This window comes from Paraburkholderia sp. 32, from assembly GCF_050435345.1.
Lineage (GTDB): Bacteria > Pseudomonadota > Gammaproteobacteria > Burkholderiales > Burkholderiaceae > Paraburkholderia > Paraburkholderia tuberum.
In genome coordinates this window covers 1,781,440-1,801,981 of record NZ_JBNDKD010000001.1, presented here as the reverse complement: position 1 = coordinate 1,801,981, position 20,542 = coordinate 1,781,440, and the positions used below count along the sequence as shown (strand labels likewise).

Below are 20,542 nucleotides of genomic sequence, written 5' to 3'. Positions count from 1 at the left end.
AGCGTTATTTCGCTTTCTTGTCGAGCACGGCAAGCGGCTTGCGAACGGCTAACGCATCGCGTGCCGCATGCTGACCCAATGGCCAGCTGAACGCGCCGAGCAACGAGCTCGGCTGCGTACCATCGTCGAGACCGGTGGCGGGCCACTCGTGTTTCGCGGGCACCCAACGCGTGCCGAACACGTGATCCCACATCGGCAATAGCTGCGTGAAGTTGTGATTGAAATGCTCGGCGCGAATCGAGTGATGCAGCCGGTGATACTGCGGATTGTTGACCCACGTGACGTAGCGCCCAAGGTCCATGCGCAGATTCAGATGCGCGAAATAGTTGCCGAACATGAACACGATCGAGGTCGCACCGACGATCCACGGCTCGACCTTGAACAGTACGCCGACGAGCGGATAAAGCAGGCAGCCCTTGAGCAGCACTTCTATCCAATGATGCCGCAACGTGATCGTCACGTTGAAATCCACCGCGCTATGGTGCAGCGAATGCAGCTTCCACAGGATGGGCCATGTGTGCTGCAAGCGATGAAACGCGTATTCGAGGAAATCGATCGTCAGCAGCACGATCACGAACGAAGCGAGCGCGCCCCACCCGCGCGACACCAGCACCACCATCCCGCCGCCGAGTGCATTGACGATCGCGACGCTCGCGGCCGCCGTCAGCGGCTTCGTGGCTTCCGCCAACGCCAGATACAGGCCCGCATACGCCATGTTCAGACGCTGCCCCGCGCGCGATTGCAGCAATGCGGCCGGCCAGCGACGCTCGAGCAACGCACCGACGCCCATCATGACCAGCACGAGCGCGTAGGCTTGCAGCCATAGGCTCGCGTGGTGCAGCAAGGCGGGAAACGGGCTCGACGCTAACATGAAATTCCCTGATGCGGCGGTCGTTAGCATGATCTTCGCAGCCCGCCGGCCCGCACGCAAGCGCCCTTTAGCGGGGGCCCGCCGCGAATTCAGCTTCACCCGCAAGCACGGAAAAAAATGGCGGGGTCATCGCTTCACGCCGTCACGATCGCGAGCGGACGATAGATGCAGCCGTATCGTCCGCTCGCGTCGTCGTTGTTTGTCGACATCCGTTTGCTATTGGCCCCGCCGCACCTCGCAAGTTGCGCCAAGCTCCCCGAGCGCGAATCGCGAGACTTTTGCTGCCGTCGGCATTTGTTCACTGCGTGAAATTCCGGCTGCAACATGTGTAGTTCTTGTGCATTCGTCATTGCAATGGCTATGCCATGCTGGAATGAAGGCCTGCTACGTATGGAGAAATGCCTGCCGGGGCACTTCGAAGCGGGCCTGATCGCACGCAATGCATCGGAAATGAGACGCCGCGGGGATGCCCCGACGCCTTCGTGCTGGCTCGTACACGTCGTTCCACGCGCGCGGGAATACCCGAACGCGCATTGACGGACCAAGGTTTGCGACCCGTACCGGTCAACATGCCGACACGTCATGCGACGAAAGCGCGCCTGAATCATGCGGACCGGCGTGTCGCAAAGTTGAGACGGCAAGCGGCTTACAGCAGCGCGGTCAATTGCGCGACACGCGACTCGAACTGCCGTAATTCATCGCCGGCAAGCGACCTCTTCTGCGGCAGGTCAACCTTGAGCGGATCCTGCGGCACACCGTTCACGTGGACCTCGAAATGCAGATGCGGTCCGGTTGCCCAACCGGTCTTGCCGACATAGCCGATCACCTGATCGCGCATTACGCGGCTGCCGGCGCGCAGTCCTTTCGCGAAGTGCGACAGATGCGCGAACGTCGTAGAAAACGGTGCGGGGTTCTGAATGACGACCACGTTGCCATAACCGGCCTGACGGCCGATAAAGCGGATTACGCCGCGCGCGGCGGCACGCACGGGCGTGCCGGCGCAATCGCGCTGCGCCGACGAGGAAACAAGCCGGAATATTCGACTCGGCCGCGCGGACGTCGACCGGGTTACGACAACGAAGCAAGCATGTTCGACAGCCGTCGGACATGGGCCTTGAACGCGTCGCTCGTTTCGCGGTTCGTGGTGGGATTCAGATGCGAGCTTTCGGCGAGTTGCGCCTGCTCGTGAAAGTCGTTGGCGATCCTGCGCTTGATATCGTCGGGCAGCGACCGCACGATGGAGATCAGCAAAGCCTCTTCGGCATGCAGCATGCCGAGAATCGAATGTGTGTCCATACGGGAACCTCCGTGGGGAACATCGTCGGTGCCGGCCGGCAGTGGCGCCGGCGCTCCTCATGTTACCCCGTTGGTTCCGCGTCGTTGGTCGTGCGCGTTACTCTGCGATCGAATAGCGCGACGGACGAGCACGCGGCTGCTCCGCCTCACGCTCGACGCGCGGACTCGCGCCGCGGATGAACAGGACCGCGCAAAACGCGACCATGGCCCAGATGCAAAGAATGACGGTCAAAGCGCTCATGTCAGTTTCCGGTACTTCGGGATAGTACGGTGATGCTGCCGCGTAGGCTGTCAATGCAGCGTGGACCGCTCGGGCGCACCGAACAGCAGCTCATCGATCAGGGCGGTCGTGAACGTCAGCTGCGTTTCGAGCGATTGGCGCGCGGCTTGCGCGCCGGCTTCGTCGCTCCGGGCGACGGCCGCGTGTGCCTGCGTGGCCAGACGCACGATGGCTTCGGAACCGCGTTGCAGTTCGCGCATCGCGCGGTCGTCCGGACCCGGCGTCGGCTGATCCCGTTCCGAGGTGGTGAGTTCCGGCAGGTCGGCGTCGAACCGGTGGGGTTTGTTGTGACGGGAAGACATCCGGGGCTCCTGACGGAAAAGCGCGATATACGCGACGGGACGAACCCAGTGTGCGCCGCCCCCCGCGTTTCAATTCACCGAACAGAAGCCGAATCTGAAGCCAATCCGGGGGCTTCGGGAAAAACGAGGGTTTTTACCGAGCAATTAGCGCAGGTGGGCCGCAAATCCCGTCGTCGGGGCGTTGGAATTCGCGGCAGCGGCAGGAAAACGTCGACCTTGCCGGCGCGGAAAAAGACTTTGAGCGGCCTCAAGCTGCCGGAACAACATCGATGCGCAATGCCTCGCCGCCAGCGGCAATCGCCAGCAGGTGGTCGACGTTCGGATGCGCGCCCGGACGGTTGCGCGCGTCGGCCGTATGCTCGGCAAACAGCGCGAGGCCGTGTTCGGCCGCCTTCGCGTCGAGCGTGCCGAACGCGCCGCGCAGGTAGTTGTACACCGCGAGCGAGCCCTGCTTGCCAGGTTTGTTCTCGATGCTAGCGGCCACGGTACCGCTGCCATTGACCAGATCGATGCGTGCGATGCCGTCGATCGCCGGCATTCTGGCGAGATTTTCCTTGAAAACGTTGCTCGGTTCGATCATTGAAACCACTCCTTCCGTTCTAAAAAATGCATGGCGGGCCGTATCTTATCCGATGGGCGGCGAGCGGGCGAATGGGTGGCCACGACGGATCGGCACGCGCATCTGATACCTGGTGTACTTCGCCTGTACGACCAACCCGTTCGCGTTGACGGGCGGCGCCAGCCGTACGCTGACGTGGACGCTGAAGTACGCCGATCCGGCCTGATAGCGGCAGGCGCCTTCCTTCCTGTTTTCAGGCAGGAAGGCCTCGTTCGATGGTTGCTACGGGTAGCAGCCATACCCGTAGCAGAAGTTGGACTTCGCGAGCCAAGTCGGCGAAGGCAAGCGGCCTCTCGATAGTGCGCGCGCGGCGTTGAATGCCGTTATGCAGCGGGTCAGCCCGGCGTCAGCTGAAAAGCGTTGATCGAGAAGTCCGCGTGCGAGCAGCGGTTCGCCACACCGAAAAAAAGCCCGCTTCCGCGGGCAACCCTTCTCTACGCAGCAGCGCCACGCGTGAACAGCATCACCCCTTCGTCGCGCCAAACGTCAGACCCGCGACGAAATGCTTCTGCATCGCAAAGAACATCATGACCGATGGCAGCGCCGCCAGAATCGATCCCGCCGAAACGAGATTCCACGCGGTCGTCCACTGCCCTTTCAGCGCGGCCACGCCGACCGTGATTGGCGCGGCGTCATCGCCTTGCGTCAGACACAAGGCCCAGAAATAGTCGTTCCACACGAACGTGAACACGAGGATCGCCAACGCCGCGAGCGCCGGACGAATCAGCGGCAGCACGATCCTGAAGAACACGGTCCACTCGTTCGCCCCTTCGATGCGCGCCGCCTCGACCAGCTCGAATGGCAGCTGCTTGATGAAGTTGCGCAGAAACAGCGCGCAAAAGCCGGTCTGGAACGACACATGAAACAGAATCAGCGCGCTCACGGTATTGAACAGACCGAGTTGCAACGACAGATCCCGCACCGGAATCATCAACACCTGGATCGGCACGAAGTTGCCTGCGACGAACGTCGCGAACAACGTCGAATTGCCGCGAAAGCGATAGATCGCCAAGGCAAAGCCCGCCATCGCCGCGAGTGCGATCGAGCCCACTACGGAAGGAACCGTAATCAGCACGCTATTCCAGAAGTAATGCAGCATCGGCGACGTCGTCAATGCCTCGCGATAGTTATCGAACATCGCGAAGTGCTTCGGCCATCCCCAGTAGTTGCCCTCGCTCAGTTCTTCGGTCGAACGCACGGACGTGACCAGCACCGCGATCATCGGCAACAGCCAGATCACGAGTGCAATCGGCAATGTCAGTTTGTATGCGCGGCGCGTGGCCGGCTTCCATTTGTCGATCGGAATCGGAAACATCAGCGGCTCCTCATTGCTCGGCGCGCAGCATCCGCCGCAGGTGATAGACGATGTACACGAGCATGATGCCGAACAGCACCACCGCGATCGCCGCCGAATAGCCGATGCGGTAGTACTTGATCGCCTGGTCGTACATGAAATAGGCGAGCACCGTCGAGCTTTCGAACGGACCGCCGCCCGTCATCACCGAAATCAGATCGAAGCTGCGCAGCGCGCCGATGATCGTCACGACGATCGCCATGAACGTCGTGGGCCGCAACTGCGGCAGGATGACATGCCAGAGCATCGACCAGCCCTGCGCGCCTTCCATTCGCGCAGCTTCGATCTGCTCGGCGTTCAACGTGGTCAAGCCGGTCAGATAAAGAATCATGCAGTACGCGGTTTGCGGCCACAGCGCCGCGAACACGATGCCGAGCGTCGCATAGCGCGGATCGCCGAGCACCGGCACGCCGTGGCCGAGCATCATCGCGAGCAGGCCGAAGGTCGGATCGTAGAACCATGAAAAGATCAGTCCGACCACGACCCCCGACAACACGAATGGCGCGAAAAACAGCGACTTGACGATGCGGATGCCCGCCACCGCCTGATTCAGATACAGCGCGACGGCGAGGCCCATCGGCGGTGCGAGCAAAAACAGCACGAGCCAGATCAGGTTGTTCTTGAGCGCCGTATAGAAGGTGGGCGTATGGACCAGCTCGATATAGTTCGCGAGGCCGACGAAGGTCGGCTCGGTCATCCCATCCCAGTTGAAGAAGCTCAGACGGATCGTCGAGAGGATCGGCCACACCACGTACACGGCCACCATGAAGCAGGCCGGCGCAAGAAACAGGAACGCGGCGCGCCGCTGCCGCCGTGCGGTCGGCGTGGGGCCGCGCCGGCGCGACGCGACGGACGCGCCGCTCAGCGCACCGCTCGACGCCGGCAAGCCCGGGCCGCCGGGTTCAACAGGACCGTCGACGCTACGACGGCTGACGGAATGCGACACGATCAATCTCCCGATCCAATCCGATGCATCGGACAGCGGCCTTGCGGCCGCCGCCGCTCACTTCTTGTAGATACGCTGACGCGTCTGCTCGAGCTGCGCGAGGATGTCGTCCAGTTTCGACGGATCGGAGACGAACTGCTGCATCCCCTTCATCCCTTCGTCGGCCATTTCCTTCGTCATGTCGCGATCGTAGAACTGCGCGATACCACCCTTCGTATTCGACAGGATCTGGAAGCCGATCTTCGAAATCGGATCTTCAGGCTCCGGCGATTTGCTGTTCGCCGACAACGAGCCGAGTCCCTTTGCGAGTTGCGCACCGATCTGAGGCGTCTCGACGAACGCAAGGAACGTGTGCGCATCGGACTTGTTCTTCGCTTTCGACGGAATATGCAGCGATTCGACCGGTCCATCCTCGGCGGTCGGCACCTTGGAGTCGATGATCGGGAACTGGAAGTACCCCATTTGCGGCTTCACGTTGTCCGGGAAACCCGCCGCAATGAACGTCCCCATCAGCATCATGGCAGCCTTGCCCTGGAACAGGAACGGCTGCACCGCGTCGAGATCGTAGGACAGTGAATTGTTGATGAAGTAGCCGTCGTCGATCAGTTGCTTCCACGTCGTATAGACCTTCTTCACGCGCGGATCGGTGTACGGAATTTCGCCGGCCATCAGCTTCTGGTGAAACGCATTGCCGTTCAGGCGCAGATCGAGATAATCGAACCAGCCGGCCAGCGTCCAGGCATCGCGGCCCGCCACCGCGATCGGCGCAATGCCGGCGGCCTTCAGCTTTTTCGCGGCGTCGAGAAACTCGTCCCACGTTTTCGGCTCGCCCTTGATGCCTGCCTTCTCGAACAAGTCCTTGCGATAGAACATCCCCCACGAGTAGTACACGGTCGGCGCGGCATACTGCTTGCCCTTGTACGACGATGCTTCCTTCGTCGACGCATACATGTCGTTCCAGCCGTTCTTCTGCCAGTCGCCGGTCAGATCCTCGAACAGGCCACGCTGCGCGTAATACGCCATACGCTCGCCGTCGTGCCAGTTGACGATATCGGGCGCGACAGTCGAAAGCCAACCCGGCAACTGAACCTTGTAGGCTTCCTCGTCGATGAACGATACCTTCACGTCGATCCCGGGATGCGCCTTCTTGAACTCGTCGACCACCTGCTGCCAAACCGCGCGCTGGCTCGCGCCCTTGTACGCGATGTTCATCGCGAGCGTGGCCGCCTGCGCGGTGCCGACGACCGAGGTCCCCGCGGCAACCGCGGCCAGCGCGAGCGCCAACAGAATCTTGCGTGGTTTCAGTTTCATCCTGACTGTCTCCTTCATTCCATGGTTTTTACGTCGTTGTCGCTTCTATATCGAATGACTGCGTGGAATTGCCAAGGCCAGACTTCTATTGCGAGCGGTAGACCGCTACCCCTTGCGGCGCCACCTCCCGGGAGCCGATCACGAATGCGTCGTCGGAAATGTCGTCGAGCGTGTGGGTTCGATCGCCATAGTTGAACACATACGTCAGTCCGCCGCGACGGCTGATGCGCACGCTGTCGCCGAGTGCCTGCGTTTCGAGGCCCGCTTCCTGCGCGATGCGCGCTAACAGGCGCACGGTCAAGGCGTCGTCGAACAGGCTCGCGAAGTAGTGATACGCGCCGCTTCGCACGTACGCCGGATGATCGTCCGCGAAACGCGCGCGCACGTCGAATGAAGATGATGCATCGCTGTCGATGAAATCGCGCCAGTGTCGCGCGAAGCCCTCGGCGGCACCGCCCTGCTGTTCGAGCACCACCGCTTCGGTCACGTTCGGCCGCATCGATTCGACGCGCCACACGCGCAGCGGCAGCACCGACGTCAATGCGCCCGGCGGCAGATTCGCCGGAATCCGCAGCTCGCGCGTCTTCGATCCGGTGCGTGGACCGAGCACGACCTGCGCGCCCGAGCGCGCGAGACGTTCGGCGAAATCGTCGGGCACGACCGGCAGCGGCGGCACGACGACGAGGCTATAACCATCGAACGATGCATCGGCCGGCACGACATCGACGTCGAGTCCAAGCGCGCGCAAAGCCGAGTAGTATTCGAACGCGAACCGCGGATAGTGAAAGTCCGCGCCCTGCGGATGAATCTCGAACAACCACTTCGCTTCATAGTCGTAGACGAGCGCGACTTTCGAGCGGATCGACGCATTGGCATCGGCGTTCGCGGCGAGCACCGCGTGAATTTCCGACGCCACCCGCGATGCTTCATTGCCGCCGACGTCGAGCCGGTTGTCGGGCGTATTGAGACCCGCATGCATCTGCTCCTGCGCGAACGGCGCCTGACGCCAGCGGAAATACGACACGCAGCCCGCGCCGTGGGCGAACGCTTCCCAGCTCCACAGCCGCACCATGCCCGGCAGCGGCGCCGGATTCCACTGCGCCCAGTTCACCGGTCCCGGCTGCTGCTCCATCACCCAGAACGGCAGCTTCGACATGCCGCGATAGACGTCGTGATTGAACGACGCGAAGTCCGGATGACCAGTGCGCAACCAGCGCGCCTTGATGTCCGGCGCGAACCACTGCTCTTCGAGCGCGCCGAGCGGATAGCTGTCCCACGTTGCGACGTCGAGATCGGCCGCGACCTTGTAGTGATCGAACTCGGTGAAGAGCTGCATGAAGTTGTGCGCGACCGGCCGCCCCGGCGAATGCGCGCGAATGATCTCGACCTGCATGCGGTTGTAGCGCGCCACTTCGTCGGATGCGAAGCGCCGGTAGTCGAGACGATGCGAAGGATGCGCCTCGGTCACGGTGCCGACCGGCGCATCGATTTCTTCGAAGCCGCGGTACTCCATGCTCCAGAACACTGTGCCCCACGTCTCGTTCAACGCCTGGATCGTGCGATAACTCGCCTTCAGCCACTCGCGAAAGCGCGCGACCGCGGCCGGCGAATAGCTGACCACCGTGTGATGACAGCCAAATTCGTTATCGGTCTGCCAGAAAGCGACCGCCGGATGCTTGCCGTAACGCTCGGCCACCGCCGTGCAAATACGACGCGACGCCTCGAAATACGCGGGCGACGAGAAGTCGTAATGACGCCGCGAGCCGAACCCGCGCGGCCGTCCATCGGCGCCGACCGGCAGGATCTCCGGATGACGATCGATCAGCCACTTCGGCGGCGTCGCGGTCGGCGTACACATGACGACCTTCAGGCCAGCCGCGCCGAGCACGTCGACGGCGCGATCGAGCCAGCCCCAGTCGTATTCGCCGGGAATCGGCTCGATCCGGCTCCAGGCGAATTCCGCAATCCGCACCTGCTCGATGCCGAGCGCTTTCATCCGGCGCGCGTCGTCGTCCCACATCGACTCGGGCCAGTGCTCCGGGTAATAACAGACTCCAAGACGCATCCCTATGTCCCCAGTGTTTTTCAAGCGTAGTGTTCGACGGATTCGAGCGACGCGGCCGCGAAACCGTCCTCGGTAAACAGATGACAGGCCGTGCGCGACACCCGCAGGCTCGCGCGATCGCCTGGAGCGAGGCGCGTGTTGCCGGGCGCCTTGGCGATCAGAACGGCGCCGCCGGGTTGATCGAGGTGCACGTAGCTGTGTTCGCCAAGCTGCTCGACGAGCGATACGGTGCGCGCGAGCACGCCGTCTTGCGACGCGGCCGCATTCGTCGTGGCCGATGCATCGACGAACTCGAGATGCTCGGGACGCACGCCCAGCGTGACCGGCTGCGCTGGCTGCAGTCCGGCGCTGCCGACCGGCACACGCACGTTCTCGCCGGTGTGATCGAGCGTGACGAGCGCGCCCTGCGCATCGAGTGACGCCACCTTGCCCGGCAGGAAATTCATTCGCGGCGAGCCGATAAAGCCGGCCACGAAGCGGCTTTTCGGGCGGTGATACAGCTCGAGCGGCGCGCCGATTTGCGCGATGCTGCCGTAACGCTCGGTGTCCTTGCCCGAATGCAGCAGCACGATCTTGTCGGCGAGCGTCATCGCTTCGATCTGATCGTGCGTCACGTAGACCACGCTCGCCTTCGCAAACTGCTTATGCAGACGTGCGATTTCGACGCGCGTTTGTCCGCGCAAGGTTGCATCGAGATTGGACAGCGGTTCGTCGAACAGAAACACGCCGGGCTCGCGAACGATCGCGCGGCCGATCGCGACGCGCTGCCGCTGCCCGCCCGACAGCGCCTTCGGCTTGCGCTCGAGCAATGCCTCGAGTTGCAGGATGCGCGCGGCTTCACGCACCTTGCGTTCGATTTCATCCTTCGGGGTCTTCGCGAGTTTCAGGCCGAACGCCATGTTCTCGAACACGCTCATGTGCGGAAACAGCGCATAGCTCTGGAACACCATCGCTACGCCACGCTGCGCGGCCGGCACGTCGTTGACGATCTTCCCGCCAATCGACAGGTCGCCGTCGGTCACATCCTCGAGCCCGGCGATCATGCGCAACAGCGTTGACTTGCCGCAACCCGACGGGCCGAGAAACACGCAGAACTCGTTTTCGCCGATGTCCAGATCGACGTTGCGAATCACCGGCGCACCGTCGCCATACGCCTTCTGCACGCCTCGTAACGAAATGCTCGCCATTGCATCGACTCCGTGATTTAATCGGTGCGAAGTCGGAGATTAAGCGCTTAATCAGCATGACCGAAAAATCGATCGCAAGGCGATCGTTGGTCTGTCTCCGATATCGTTTTGTACGTTGGTTCGATGACAGATGTTGCCGCGCCTCGCGCCGCGACGCAAATGTCGGACAGCCATCCCAAATACTGACCATATCATGCCCACACTCAGCGAAGTCGCGCGTCATGCCGGCGTCACGCCAGCGACGGTGTCCAACGTGCTGCGCAAGCGCGGCCGCGTTGGCGAAACGACCCGGCAACGCGTGCTCGAGGTAGTCGCGGCGCTCGGCTATCGCCCGCATCTCGCCGCACGCGCGCTCGCCGAGGGCCGCGCGCCGACGCTCGCGCTGATGGTGTCGAGCATCGCGAATCCGTTCTATCCGGAGTTCGCGCTCGCGGTCGAACGCGCTGCGCGCACGAGCGGCCACTTCGTGATCATCTGCAATACCAACGACGATCCGCTAAGCGGCCGCGCGTACCTCGACCAGATCGCCGGCACCTTGTCCGAAGGCGTGCTCGTGACCAACGCGAACCTCGATTTCGCCGATCTGCACGAGACCGAAGCGCGCGGCACGCCGATCGTGCTGTGCATGTGGGAGCGGCCCACCGAGCCGCCCGGGCTGCCGTGCGTCGCGGTCGATTTCCGGCTGGCCGGCAAGCTGGCCGGCGAGCATCTGCTCGAGCTCGGGCATCGGCGCTTTGGTGCGATCGTCGGCAGCAAGGTGTCGGGCATTCACGTGGCGCGCTTCGAAGGTTTCGTCGACGCGTTGCGCGCGGCCGGTGTGACGAGAAATCGCGTGCGACACGCGGCCGACACGATCCACGGCGGCTACCTGGCGGCCCGCGCGCTGCTCGAAGCCGATCCGCAACTCAGCGCGATCTTCGCGACCAACGATTTGCCTGCGCTCGGCGCGATGCACGCGGCCGCGGATCTAGGCCTGCGCGTGCCGGACGATCTGTCCGTGATCGGCATCACCGACATCCAGCTCGCGCGCGAGTCGCGCCCTGCACTGACGACGGTGGCGGTGCCGACGGTCGAGGTCGCCGGACTTGCAGTGGAACTGCTGCGCGAGCTGATCGAGACTTCGTACGGACAGCCGGGACGCGTCGAGCGGGACATGCCGGCGCCCGTGCCGATGCGGATTTCGTCCGAGCCGAATCTGATCGTGCGCGCATCGACGGCCGCACCGCGTTCGCGTTGATGTGACGGTGACAGCCGCGCCGCAACGTTGCAGTTCGTAGCAGTTGGACCAGGCTCGGCCAGCTTGCCGCGCGTCAACTCGCGTGACGAGGCCGGCGCGCACCGACCGCCAACGCAATGCAGGCCAATCCCGCGGAAACCGCCGCGAACGCGACGTTCGCCCACAAATGTCCGACCCGGGTCGACAGCAGCGCTATGCCGACCGCCGGCAACGAGTTGCCGGTGTAACAGCAGAGCAGATACGCCGATAGCAATTCGGCGCGTTGGTCCGCGGGCGCGATCCGGTTGATCTCCTGCAAACTGCCGCGAAACCCGAGCGCGGCTGCGACGCCGCACAGCGCGGTCGCCGCGCTCAGCACTACGATCGACGCGACGACCTGCGCCGACAGCAGCAACGCGAGACTCGGCGGCAACAGCCACAGTCCGGCGAGCATCGCGGTGCGAGCGGCGAGTTTCGACGTGACCATCACGGTGATCGTGCTCGCGGCGAACAGTTCGGCGACGAGCGCCCCGCTCAGCGCGGGGCTGTGCAGATGCATGCTGTTCGCGATCAGATTGGGCAACAGCGCCGCAAAAAAGCCGAGCAGCGCGAAGGTCGCGAATGCGGTGACGGCAGGCACGACGAATGCCACGCGCAATTGCGCGGGCACGCCGATGCGTGGCGCGAACGACACCTGTGCAAACGTCCGGGCGCGCGCCTGGACCGTTTCGCATGCGAGCGCCGCCAACGCCGCGGTGACCAGAAGCGTCAACAGATAAACGACGAACACCGTGCGCAATGGCCAGGGCGCGAATTGCGCGAGCAGACCAGTCAGCAGCGGTCCCACTCCGAGCCCAGCCAGATTGACCGCCGCGGCAAGACGGCTGGCGGGCGCCTTGTCGGCGCCGGCGTGCAATTCCGCGATCCACGCGGTCGCCGTGGCGGCACCGACGCCGATTGCAAGGCCGCTCGCCGCCCGGGCGACGAAAAGCCACGTCGCATGCGTGGCGAACAGAAAACACATCGTGCTCGCGATCGCGGCTGCGAGCACGAGCAGACTGACCGATCGGCGCCCGGCCTGGTCGGACACGCGACCGAATAGAAACAAAGCGCCGAGATTGCCGATCACGTAGGTCGCGTACACGAGCGTGATCGTCAGATCGGACAAGCCGAACCGGCGTTGATAGAGCGGATAAAGCGGCGTGACCATCGTGCTGCCCGCGTACAGAACGCCGATCACGAGGGCGGCGGCGATCAGCGATGCGCGGGAGCCGAGTCGTCGCTGCCACCAGTGCGAAGGCATGGGTCTCTCCGAAAGGTTCGCATTCTGTCGAGGCGAGCAAGCGCTGTTCCGCCGCAACCTCCCGCAAACATTCATCGCCCACTGAAAAAGCGCGTTACGCACCGCGAATTGCGTTGAAAAACCATCGTTGACATTTCAACCCGCTTTCAGACGGGCCAGGACTTTCCCGAAGCCGAGAAGCGCCGCTTCGCACTGCAGCACAGCGCCAAAGCGTTACCACACAAGGCTCTCAGCCTGCACGCGGTTCGCGGCGCGGCGAATTTCCGCGTTCACATTTCCTTGACGAGCAGTCGCGGGCCTGCTGTACTAAATCAACCAAAGTGATTTAGGCGATTTCCTTCGGACCACATTGCATCGAAGCGTCATCGCCAAACGTCAAGCCCGCAGCTTCGCAGTTTCGATCTATCTGCAGTCCCATACGTCGTTGCCAATAACCGGAGGAGCGTCTCATGAATCTGAATTTCCACAGGCGTCCTGTCGCCAGGACAATCGCGTCGATGTGCGCCGCGGCCGCGGCGCTGTGGTGCGCAAGCGCGAGTCAGGCCGCCGACCAGCCCGTCATCGGCCTGATCACGAAGACCGATACGAACCCGTTCTTCGTCAAGATGCGCCAGGGCGCGGACGCGGCCGCGTCGAAAGACGGCGCGAAACTGATCACGGCCGCCGGCAAGTTCGACGGCGACAATGCGAGTCAGGTCACCGCGATCGAAAACATGATGACGGCCGGCGCGAAAGCAATCCTGATCACGCCGAGCGACACCAAGGCGATCGTGCCGAGCATCAAGAAGGCGCGCGCGGCCGGTGTGATGGTCATCGCCCTCGATACGCCGACCGATCCGCAGGACGCAACCGACGCCCTGTTCGCCACCGACAACTTCAAGGCCGGCGTGCTGATCGGCAAATACGCGAAGGCCGCGTTGAACGGCAAGCCCGCGAAGATCGCCACGCTCGATCTCGCGCCGGGCGTGTCGGTCGGCGTGCTGCGCCACAACGGCTTCCTCGAAGGCTTCGGCATCAAGGAAGGCGACCCGTCGATCGTCTGCAGCCAGGACACGCGCGGCGATCAGGCGAAAGGTCAGACGGCGATGGAAAACTGCCTGCAGAAAGCGCCCGACATCAACGTGGTCTACACGATCAACGAACCGGCCGCGGCCGGCGCGTATCGCGCGCTGAAGGCGGCGGGTAAGGACAAGGGCGTGATGATCGTGTCGATCGACGGCGGTTGCGAAGGCGTACGCAACGTGAAGGCCGGCGCGATCGCGGCGACCTCGCAGCAGTATCCGCTGAAGATGGCCGCGCTCGGCGTCACCGCCGGCGTCGACTACGCGAAGACCGGCAAGAAGGTGTCCGGTTATCACGACACCGGCGTCACGCTGATCACCGACAAGCCGATGTCCGGCATCGACAGCAAAGACACGAAGTTCGGCCTCGACAACTGCTGGGGCAACAAGTAACGCGCATTGCACAGCGGCCCGTTGCGCGTCGCACCGGGCCGCCAATTGATTTGCAGCGTGACCTCATGTCACGCTCATGTACCGAGGACTGCCATCATGTCGACCCCTTCCGCGCCCGCCGGCCGGCCGCGCCCCTCTTTCACCGAGCACCTGCCGTCGCTGTCCGAAATCGGACCGCTGATCGCGCTGGTGCTGGCCTGCGCATTCTTTGTCTCGCAGAGCAGCCGCTTTCTATCGTTCCAGAACCTGTCGCTGATCCTGCAACAGACAATGGTCGTCGCGGTCATCGCGATCGGCCAGACACTGATCGTGCTGACCGGTGGCATCGATCTGTCCTGCGGCATGGTAATGGCCTTCGGCTCGATCATCATGACGAAGTTCGCGGTCGTGCTCGGCGTGCCGCCGATCCTCGCGATTCTGTGCGGCATCGGCGCCAGCACCTTGTTCGGCTTACTGAACGGTCTGTTGATCACGCGCATCAAGTTGCCGGCGTTCATCGTCACGCTGGGTACGCTGAACATCGCGTTTGCGCTCACGCAGATCTACTCGAACGCGGAAAGCGTGTCGAACCTGCCCGATGCGATCATGTTCCTCGGCAGCACGTTCAGGCTCGGACCGGCGGAAGTCACGTACGGCACCGTGCTGACGCTGCTGATGTATGTGGGCACGTGGTTCGTGCTGCGCGACACGGTGCCCGGCCGGCATCTGTACGCGCTCGGCAACAACGCCGAGGCCGCGCGACTGATGGGCCTGTCGTCGCAGCGGATTCTGCTGACCGTCTACACGCTTGCCGGCGCGATCTACGGCATCGCCGCGCTGCTGTCGGTAGCGCGCACCGGTGTCGGCGATCCGCAGGCCGGGCAAACCGAGAACCTCGACAGCATCACCGCGGTCGTGCTCGGCGGCACGAGTCTGTTCGGTGGACGCGGCTCGATCGTCGGCACCTTGCTTGGAGCGCTGATTGTCGGCGTATTCCGTAACGGCCTGACGCTGATCGGTGTTTCCTCGGTGTACCAGGTATTGATCACCGGCATCCTCGTGATTCTCGCGGTCGCCGCCGATAAACTCTCGCACCGCGGCCGTTGATCCCGCACAGGAGCCCTGTCATGTCGACCTCCACCTCCCCTTCCACGTCCGCTGCGATGCCGGTTCTGCAGGCACGCGGGCTCGTCAAACGTTACGGCAACGTGACCGCGCTCGACGGTTGCGATTTCGAAGTGCTGCCCGGCGAGATCCTCGCGGTGATCGGCGACAACGGCGCGGGCAAATCGTCGCTGATCAAGGCGCTCTCGGGCGCCACGGTGCCCGACGAAGGCGAGATTCTGCTCGACGGCAAACCGGTCAAGTTTCGCAGTCCGCTCGATGCGCGCGCACAAGGCATCGAGACCGTGTACCAGGAACTCGCCGTCGCGCCGGCGATGAGCATCGCCGAAAACCTGTTTCTCGCCCGCGAATTGCTGAAACCCGGCTGGCGCGGCTCGCTGTTCAAGATGATCGACAAGCGCCGCATGCTCGACGAAGCGACGGCCGCCATGAAGGATCTGCAAATCGGCATCCGCTCGATGCGCCAGGCGGTCGAAACGCTGTCCGGCGGCCAGCGCCAGGGCGTCGCCGTTGCACGCAGCGCGGCATTCGCGCGCCACGTGGTGATTCTGGACGAGCCCACCGCCGCGCTCGGCGTGAAGGAAGGCAACATGGTGCTCGAACTGATCCGGCGCGTGCGCGAGCGTGGCCTGCCGGTGATTCTGATCAGCCACAACATGCCGCACGTGTTCGAGATCGCGGACCGCATCCATATCCAGCGGCTCGGCCGGCGCGCGGCGCTCGTCAATACGAAGGACGTGCACATGTCGGAAGCGGTCGCGATCATGACCGGGGCGAAGGAAGCCGACGTGAAGGCGATCGCATGACGCGCCGCCCAATCCGCTGAGCCACGAGGCCGGTACACGACAATGGACACCCCCAGCACCAGCAGGCGTTCGCCGGTCAAACGCACGGTCGGTTCGAATCAGGTCGGCATGCGGCAATTCAACGAGCGCATCGTGCTGCAAACGATCCGCTTGCATGGACCACTGCCGAAGGCCGAGGTCGGCCGCCTCACGCGTCTTTCGATGCAGACGGTGTCGATGATCGTCGACCGGTTGATCGCCGACGGCCTGCTCGAAAAGCACGCGCGCGTTCGCGGCAAGATCGGCCAGCCGTCGGTGCCGATCGCGTTGTGCGCGGACGGCGCGTACACGATCGGGATCAAGGTCGGACGCCGCAGTCTCGACGTGCTCGCGATGGACTTCGCCGGGCGCATCGTATGCCGCGACGTATTCGAGTATGCGTATCCCGATCCGCGCGCGCTGTTCCCCGCGCTCGAAAACAAACTCGCGCGCGTGAACCAGACGCTCGGCGCGAAGGCGGGCAAGGTGGTCGGCGTCGGTGTCGCGGCGCCGTTGTGGCTCGGCGGCTGGCGCGACTTTCTCGGCGCGCCGCCCGACGCGCTCGACGCCTGGAACGACATCGATCTGCGCTCGCGCATCGCGACGATAACCGGCCTGCCCGTCGAGTTCGCCAAAGACACCACGGCCGCCTGCGCGGCCGAACTCGTGATGGGCCAGGGCCGCGGCATCCACAACTTCCTGTATCTGTTCGTTGGCACGTTCATCGGCGGGGGTCTCGTGATCGACGGACGTCTGCATGACGGTCCACACGACAACGCGGGCGCGGTCGGTTCGATCCCGCTGCGCGAAGGCGGCGCACGCAAACCCGCGCGGCAGTTGCTGCACGCGGCATCGGGCTTCGTGCTCGAACGACTGTTCAGCGATGCGGGCGCGCCGGCGGCCGCGGCGCATGATCATCGCGCGTTGTCGCCCGAGTTGTGGCGGCATACCGAGCGATGGCTCGACAGCGCGTGCCCGGCGATCGCGAATGCGCTAACCAATGCGGCCGCGTTGCTCGATCTCGAAGCCGTCGTGATCGACGGCGAGTTCGACCGGCTACTGCTGCGCGAGATCATTCGCCGCACCGAGCGCGTGCTCGATCGTTTCGAATGGGAAGGGATGGTGCGGCCGCAATTGCTCGAAGGCGCGATCGGCGCCGATGCCCGCGCGATGGGCGGTGCGATTCTGCCGCTATATGCGCATTTCGCGCCGGTGCATGAGCTGTTCCTGAAGCCGGCGGCGTCGGAGACGGGTTATGACGAGCGGTGAGCGATTCACTGCGCGGCAACTTTCGTCGCCGCAGGCGTCGATCCCGCCGGCGCCGCCGTCACGGTTTTCTGAACCGGCTCGTCGAGCAACGGCTGCAACGCCGGCGCCATCGACTTGAGCAACTGCACCGCCAGCGCACTCGTGAAGTCGTAACGCGCGGCATACGGCTCGTGCACCCACGCGGTCAACGTGCCATAGAAGCGGTCGCCGAGCGCGAACACGAAGGTCGCGCTGCGATTCACCTTGCGCGACTCGATCAACCGCGCGCCCTTCGCGTACACGTTCAAGCGCTGATCGCCGGTGCCGGTCTTGCCATAGACTTCGAGCGTTTCGCCGTTCGGGAACGTCATGCCTTGCGCGAGACGCCTCGCGGTGCCACCCGTCACGACGTCGCGCAACAGCATCCGCACCTCCCCGGCAATCTCCGGCGACACCTGCTGCTGCGGCGCGACCACCGCGCGCCTGAAATGCGTTTCGTACGGCGTATCCTTCGCGAAGTCGATTTGCGTCAGCGTTTCGGTCGGCACCTTGTTGCCGCCGTTCGTGATCACGCCGATCAATTGCGCGAGCGCCGCCGGACGATCGCCCGACGCGCCGATCGCCGCCGCATACGACGGCGTCAGCGACGCGAACGGATAGCCGAGCGCCTGCCAGGATTTGCCGATCGCGTCGTAGGCGCGCAACTCGACCATGCGCTTGATGCGGTGATCCTGGGTCACGTGATAGCGCGTCTTGAAGAGCCACGAGTAAGTCGACAGGCGCACGTCCTGGCTCGCGGCTTCGATCTGCGCAAGCGTCGCATCCGGATGCGAGCGCAGGTAGTTCAGCGTCCATAGTTCGAGCGGATGCACACTCGAAATATAGCCGCGGTCGTTCAGGTTGAAGCGGTTGATGCCGTACTTGTCGTACAGATTCGCGAGATCTTCGTCGTCGAGCATCGAAGCCGCCGGCGTGTTCTTCAACGCCGCGTACATCAACTTGTTGAACCACGCGTTCGATTGATCCGGCGCGACGCTGCGCAACGCGGTCGCCACTTTCGGGGGCGACTTGCGCACCCCTAGCAGCAATAGCGTGATCTGCTGATCAGGCGTCTTGCCGTGGTACTTCGTGTAGAAACGCTTCATGTACACGCGGCTTTCCTGATCGGCGAAACGCGTCAGGTACATCTTGCGGGTCGCCGGATCGCCGAGCCATTGCGACGACGGCCCGGTGGTCTGCACCATTTCATAGTGCACGATATCGCGCATCAGCCGCACGAACACGAGGTTCACCGAATGCTGGAACGCGCGATGCACGGTCAGGACGCGGCTGTTGTCGTCGGACTCGAAGTTCGTGAAGGTCTGCGCGCCGCCGCCCGTAAAGAACGTTTCGCCCGGGCTCGCCGAGTATTTACGCTCGACGGCGGCGTCGAGCATAGGCTGCAGCGAATGGTCGCGCGTGTGCAGCAGATAGTCGATCGCCCAGCGCGTCAGCCGATCGTTCGGATCGGGCGTGATCGCCTTCAGCTCGGCATTGCTCAGCGATGCGTACCGTGTGTGCAAATCGGTGACAATCTGCAGATACGTGATGACGGTGCGCAGTTTCGCGGTCGAGCCGAGGTTCAGGCGCGCGCCGGAATTGATGTCGAACGGCTGGTTCACGCTATCGGTCTGCACGCGCACGAGGTTCGCGTCGCCGTGCCGCTCGAACAGCGTGAAGCTGTAGGCGATATGCGACGGATCGTCGGACCCGCGCAACATTTCGTAGCCGACGAGACCCGCGGCCTTCGCGCCGTCTTTCGTCGCGGCGGCGGCGAGGCGCTCGGCAACGGCTTGTTGCACGTCATTGTTCAGCGTGCCTGTCGCCTGCACGTCGAGGCGGTCCAGTTCATAGAAACTACGCACGCCGAGCGCGGCGAGCAGATGCGAGCGCATCGACGTGACGGCCTTGCGCGACACGAACGAACCGAGATCCGGTGTGCTGCGCGGCGCGCGATGCAGTTCGACGTGCGCCGCCAGCGCCGCGTCGCGCAACTGCTCGGTGATCACGCCGCCACTCGCGAGCAGCCGCATGTAGCTGTCGGTCAGCCGTTCGAGCTCGGGATAGCCGCGCTGCAGAAAAAACGACGGCGCGCGCTGCGCGATCATCAGCGACAGCACTTCGCGAAACGCCAGACCCTGGTCGGGCAGATTTGCATCGGTCGACGGCGCCTTCAGCAGCCGGTTGGTCTCGCGGAAATCGCGCCCATACCAGGCGGCGAGCCCATCGCCGATACCGTTGATTTCGCCGACGCCGGGCTGCGCGGCAAGCGGCACCGAGTTCAGATAATGGACCACGATCTGTTCGCGCGCGGGCAGCGTTTGCGGTCCGTTCAGATAAGCGCGCACCGACGCCGACGCGATTTGCCGCAGCTTTTCCGGGGGCGTCGCGGTGCGGCCGCCCGCCGAGTGACGGAATTTCTCGATCTGCGTCGCGAGCGTGCTGCCGCCGGGCGCCTGCTGATGACGATTGAACACGCGCGCGCCCTGGTCGACGAGCGCGCGGCTGAAGCGCCCCCAGTCGATCGCCGGATTGCGGTTCGGCTGATCCGGATCGAGCAGATAGCGGTCTTCGATGAACAGCAGCGAGTTCACCACGAGCGGCGGAATCGCGCCGAAGCTGTCGTACACGCGACCGGGAAACTGAGCGCTGTATAGCGGCACGCCGGTGCCGTCGAACAATTGCAGGCCGGCCGTGTCTTTTTCGTCGTAAGGCAGGAACAGGCCGTCATCGGCTAGCGAAAGCATGCGTTCTGAATCGCGCGCCTGCGAGCTGATTTCGAAGCCATGTTGCAACAGACGCTGCTGGATAGCCGGCAACAGCGCGTAGCCGAGGCGCGCGTCGTACGGGCCCTTGTCGGCTTGCGGAAAGCGGATGGAATGACTGGGACCGTCGGTGACCGAAAAAGCGACGTCGCGGGTCAGCTCGGAAAGGTACCGCGCCTGCAGTCGCGAGGTCTCGATCTCGATCTGCACGAGCCGTGCAATCAGCGCCACCGCGAGCAGCAAAAACGCGCCAAGCCCCCATTTGAGCCAACGCCAACTCCGCACGGGCACGGTGCTGGTCACGCGAAGCGGAAACCGAAGCGGTGGCCGATTCATGGCTGCTCTCCCCGAGAGATGG

18 protein-coding genes are annotated in these 20,542 nt (G+C 63.7%); 5 read left to right on the top strand and 13 right to left on the bottom strand.

Translation table 11 applies throughout. The annotated features are described in order from the left end of the window. Positions 1-4 precede the first annotated feature (4 nt). The 11 genes from OKW26_RS08500 to OKW26_RS08450 all read right to left on the bottom strand — a co-directional run bounded on the left by OKW26_RS08500 (position 5) and on the right by OKW26_RS08450 (position 10,231). Positions 5-871 (bottom strand): sterol desaturase family protein, encoded by an 867-nt coding sequence (locus OKW26_RS08500; protein ID WP_429353283.1) that lies wholly within the window; start codon positions 869-871, stop codon positions 5-7. A 646-nt stretch (positions 872-1,517) separates the two neighbouring features. Next, positions 1,518-1,859: a M23 family metallopeptidase gene (locus OKW26_RS08495; RefSeq protein WP_429353282.1), complete on the bottom strand. Its 342-nt coding sequence runs from the start codon at positions 1,857-1,859 to the stop codon at positions 1,518-1,520. 80 nt (positions 1,860-1,939) lie between these two features. Continuing rightward, positions 1,940-2,167 (bottom strand): hypothetical protein, encoded by a 228-nt coding sequence (locus OKW26_RS08490; protein WP_429333565.1) that lies wholly within the window; start codon positions 2,165-2,167, stop codon positions 1,940-1,942. Positions 2,168-2,264: 97 nt separating this feature from the next. Next, positions 2,265-2,408 (bottom strand): hypothetical protein, encoded by a 144-nt coding sequence (locus tag OKW26_RS08485; protein WP_167368704.1) that lies wholly within the window; start codon positions 2,406-2,408, stop codon positions 2,265-2,267. Positions 2,409-2,458: 50 nt separating this feature from the next. Beyond that, positions 2,459-2,749: a hypothetical protein gene (locus OKW26_RS08480; protein WP_429353281.1), complete on the bottom strand. Its 291-nt coding sequence runs from the start codon at positions 2,747-2,749 to the stop codon at positions 2,459-2,461. A 247-nt stretch (positions 2,750-2,996) separates the two neighbouring features. Further along, positions 2,997-3,329: a DUF2322 family protein gene (locus tag OKW26_RS08475; protein WP_429353280.1), complete on the bottom strand. Its 333-nt coding sequence runs from the start codon at positions 3,327-3,329 to the stop codon at positions 2,997-2,999. A gap of 502 nt (positions 3,330-3,831) precedes the next feature. After that, positions 3,832-4,683 carry a carbohydrate ABC transporter permease gene (locus OKW26_RS08470; protein WP_018423397.1) on the bottom strand — a complete coding sequence of 284 codons (852 nt, stop codon included), beginning with the start codon at positions 4,681-4,683 and terminating at the stop codon, positions 3,832-3,834. 10 nt (positions 4,684-4,693) lie between these two features. Continuing rightward, positions 4,694-5,668: a carbohydrate ABC transporter permease gene (locus OKW26_RS08465; RefSeq protein ID WP_184064375.1), complete on the bottom strand. Its 975-nt coding sequence runs from the start codon at positions 5,666-5,668 to the stop codon at positions 4,694-4,696. Positions 5,669-5,725: 57 nt separating this feature from the next. Then, positions 5,726-6,979, bottom strand: a complete 1,254-nt coding sequence (locus tag OKW26_RS08460; protein WP_090806886.1) for an ABC transporter substrate-binding protein — start codon at positions 6,977-6,979, stop codon at positions 5,726-5,728. An 85-nt stretch (positions 6,980-7,064) separates the two neighbouring features. After that, positions 7,065-9,044: a beta-galactosidase gene (locus tag OKW26_RS08455; RefSeq protein ID WP_429353279.1), complete on the bottom strand. Its 1,980-nt coding sequence runs from the start codon at positions 9,042-9,044 to the stop codon at positions 7,065-7,067. 20 nt (positions 9,045-9,064) lie between these two features. Beyond that, positions 9,065-10,231: an ABC transporter ATP-binding protein gene (locus tag OKW26_RS08450; protein ID WP_429353278.1), complete on the bottom strand. Its 1,167-nt coding sequence runs from the start codon at positions 10,229-10,231 to the stop codon at positions 9,065-9,067. Between the two features lie 193 nt (positions 10,232-10,424). Here OKW26_RS08450 and OKW26_RS08445 point away from each other — a divergent pair, with 193 nt between their 5' ends. After that, a complete protein-coding gene (locus OKW26_RS08445; RefSeq protein ID WP_429353277.1) occupies positions 10,425-11,468 on the top strand; it encodes a LacI family DNA-binding transcriptional regulator in 1,044 nt (347 codons plus the stop codon). A 73-nt stretch (positions 11,469-11,541) separates the two neighbouring features. Here the strand turns inward: OKW26_RS08445 and OKW26_RS08440 are convergent, their stop codons facing one another. Beyond that, the gene (locus OKW26_RS08440) at positions 11,542-12,750 is read right to left on the bottom strand and encodes an MFS transporter (RefSeq protein ID WP_429353276.1); all 1,209 of its coding nucleotides are present in this window, start codon (positions 12,748-12,750) and stop codon (positions 11,542-11,544) included. 449 nt (positions 12,751-13,199) lie between these two features. Here OKW26_RS08440 and OKW26_RS08435 point away from each other — a divergent pair, with 449 nt between their 5' ends. The 4 genes from OKW26_RS08435 (at position 13,200) to OKW26_RS08420 (ending at position 17,401) form a co-directional block, all read left to right on the top strand. Then, complete coding sequence (locus tag OKW26_RS08435) at positions 13,200-14,204, top strand: sugar ABC transporter substrate-binding protein (RefSeq protein WP_184064342.1); 1,005 nt, start codon at positions 13,200-13,202, stop codon at positions 14,202-14,204. A gap of 96 nt (positions 14,205-14,300) precedes the next feature. Then, positions 14,301-15,290: an ABC transporter permease gene (locus OKW26_RS08430; RefSeq protein ID WP_184064339.1), complete on the top strand. Its 990-nt coding sequence runs from the start codon at positions 14,301-14,303 to the stop codon at positions 15,288-15,290. Between the two features lie 20 nt (positions 15,291-15,310). Further along, positions 15,311-16,114 carry an ATP-binding cassette domain-containing protein gene (locus OKW26_RS08425; protein ID WP_429353275.1) on the top strand — a complete coding sequence of 268 codons (804 nt, stop codon included), beginning with the start codon at positions 15,311-15,313 and terminating at the stop codon, positions 16,112-16,114. A 42-nt stretch (positions 16,115-16,156) separates the two neighbouring features. Next, positions 16,157-17,401, top strand: coding sequence for an ROK family transcriptional regulator (locus OKW26_RS08420; protein WP_429353274.1), 1,245 nt, complete (start codon positions 16,157-16,159; stop codon positions 17,399-17,401). Between the two features lie 5 nt (positions 17,402-17,406). Here OKW26_RS08420 and OKW26_RS08415 read toward each other — a convergent pair whose 3' ends face one another. After that, a complete protein-coding gene (locus OKW26_RS08415; RefSeq protein ID WP_429353273.1) occupies positions 17,407-20,520 on the bottom strand; it encodes a transglycosylase domain-containing protein in 3,114 nt (1,037 codons plus the stop codon). Positions 20,521-20,542: the final 22 nt, after the last annotated feature.

Coding starts and splice junctions, on each gene's coding strand:
- OKW26_RS08500 (WP_429353283.1), bottom strand. CDS start 871: ATGTTAGCGTCGAGCCCGTTTCCCGCCTTGCTGCACCACGCGAGCCTA.
- OKW26_RS08490 (WP_429333565.1), bottom strand. CDS start 2,167: ATGGACACACATTCGATTCTCGGCATGCTGCATGCCGAAGAGGCTTTG.
- OKW26_RS08485 (WP_167368704.1), bottom strand. CDS start 2,408: ATGAGCGCTTTGACCGTCATTCTTTGCATCTGGGCCATGGTCGCGTTT.
- OKW26_RS08480 (WP_429353281.1), bottom strand. CDS start 2,749: ATGTCTTCCCGTCACAACAAACCCCACCGGTTCGACGCCGACCTGCCG.
- OKW26_RS08475 (WP_429353280.1), bottom strand. CDS start 3,329: ATGATCGAACCGAGCAACGTTTTCAAGGAAAATCTCGCCAGAATGCCG.
- OKW26_RS08470 (WP_018423397.1), bottom strand. CDS start 4,683: ATGTTTCCGATTCCGATCGACAAATGGAAGCCGGCCACGCGCCGCGCA.
- OKW26_RS08460 (WP_090806886.1), bottom strand. CDS start 6,979: ATGAAACTGAAACCACGCAAGATTCTGTTGGCGCTCGCGCTGGCCGCG.
- OKW26_RS08455 (WP_429353279.1), bottom strand. CDS start 9,044: ATGCGTCTTGGAGTCTGTTATTACCCGGAGCACTGGCCCGAGTCGATG.
- OKW26_RS08450 (WP_429353278.1), bottom strand. CDS start 10,231: ATGGCGAGCATTTCGTTACGAGGCGTGCAGAAGGCGTATGGCGACGGT.
- OKW26_RS08445 (WP_429353277.1), top strand. CDS start 10,425: ATGCCCACACTCAGCGAAGTCGCGCGTCATGCCGGCGTCACGCCAGCG.
- OKW26_RS08440 (WP_429353276.1), bottom strand. CDS start 12,750: ATGCCTTCGCACTGGTGGCAGCGACGACTCGGCTCCCGCGCATCGCTG.
- OKW26_RS08435 (WP_184064342.1), top strand. CDS start 13,200: ATGAATCTGAATTTCCACAGGCGTCCTGTCGCCAGGACAATCGCGTCG.
- OKW26_RS08430 (WP_184064339.1), top strand. CDS start 14,301: ATGTCGACCCCTTCCGCGCCCGCCGGCCGGCCGCGCCCCTCTTTCACC.
- OKW26_RS08425 (WP_429353275.1), top strand. CDS start 15,311: ATGTCGACCTCCACCTCCCCTTCCACGTCCGCTGCGATGCCGGTTCTG.
- OKW26_RS08420 (WP_429353274.1), top strand. CDS start 16,157: ATGGACACCCCCAGCACCAGCAGGCGTTCGCCGGTCAAACGCACGGTC.
- OKW26_RS08415 (WP_429353273.1), bottom strand. CDS start 20,520: ATGAATCGGCCACCGCTTCGGTTTCCGCTTCGCGTGACCAGCACCGTG.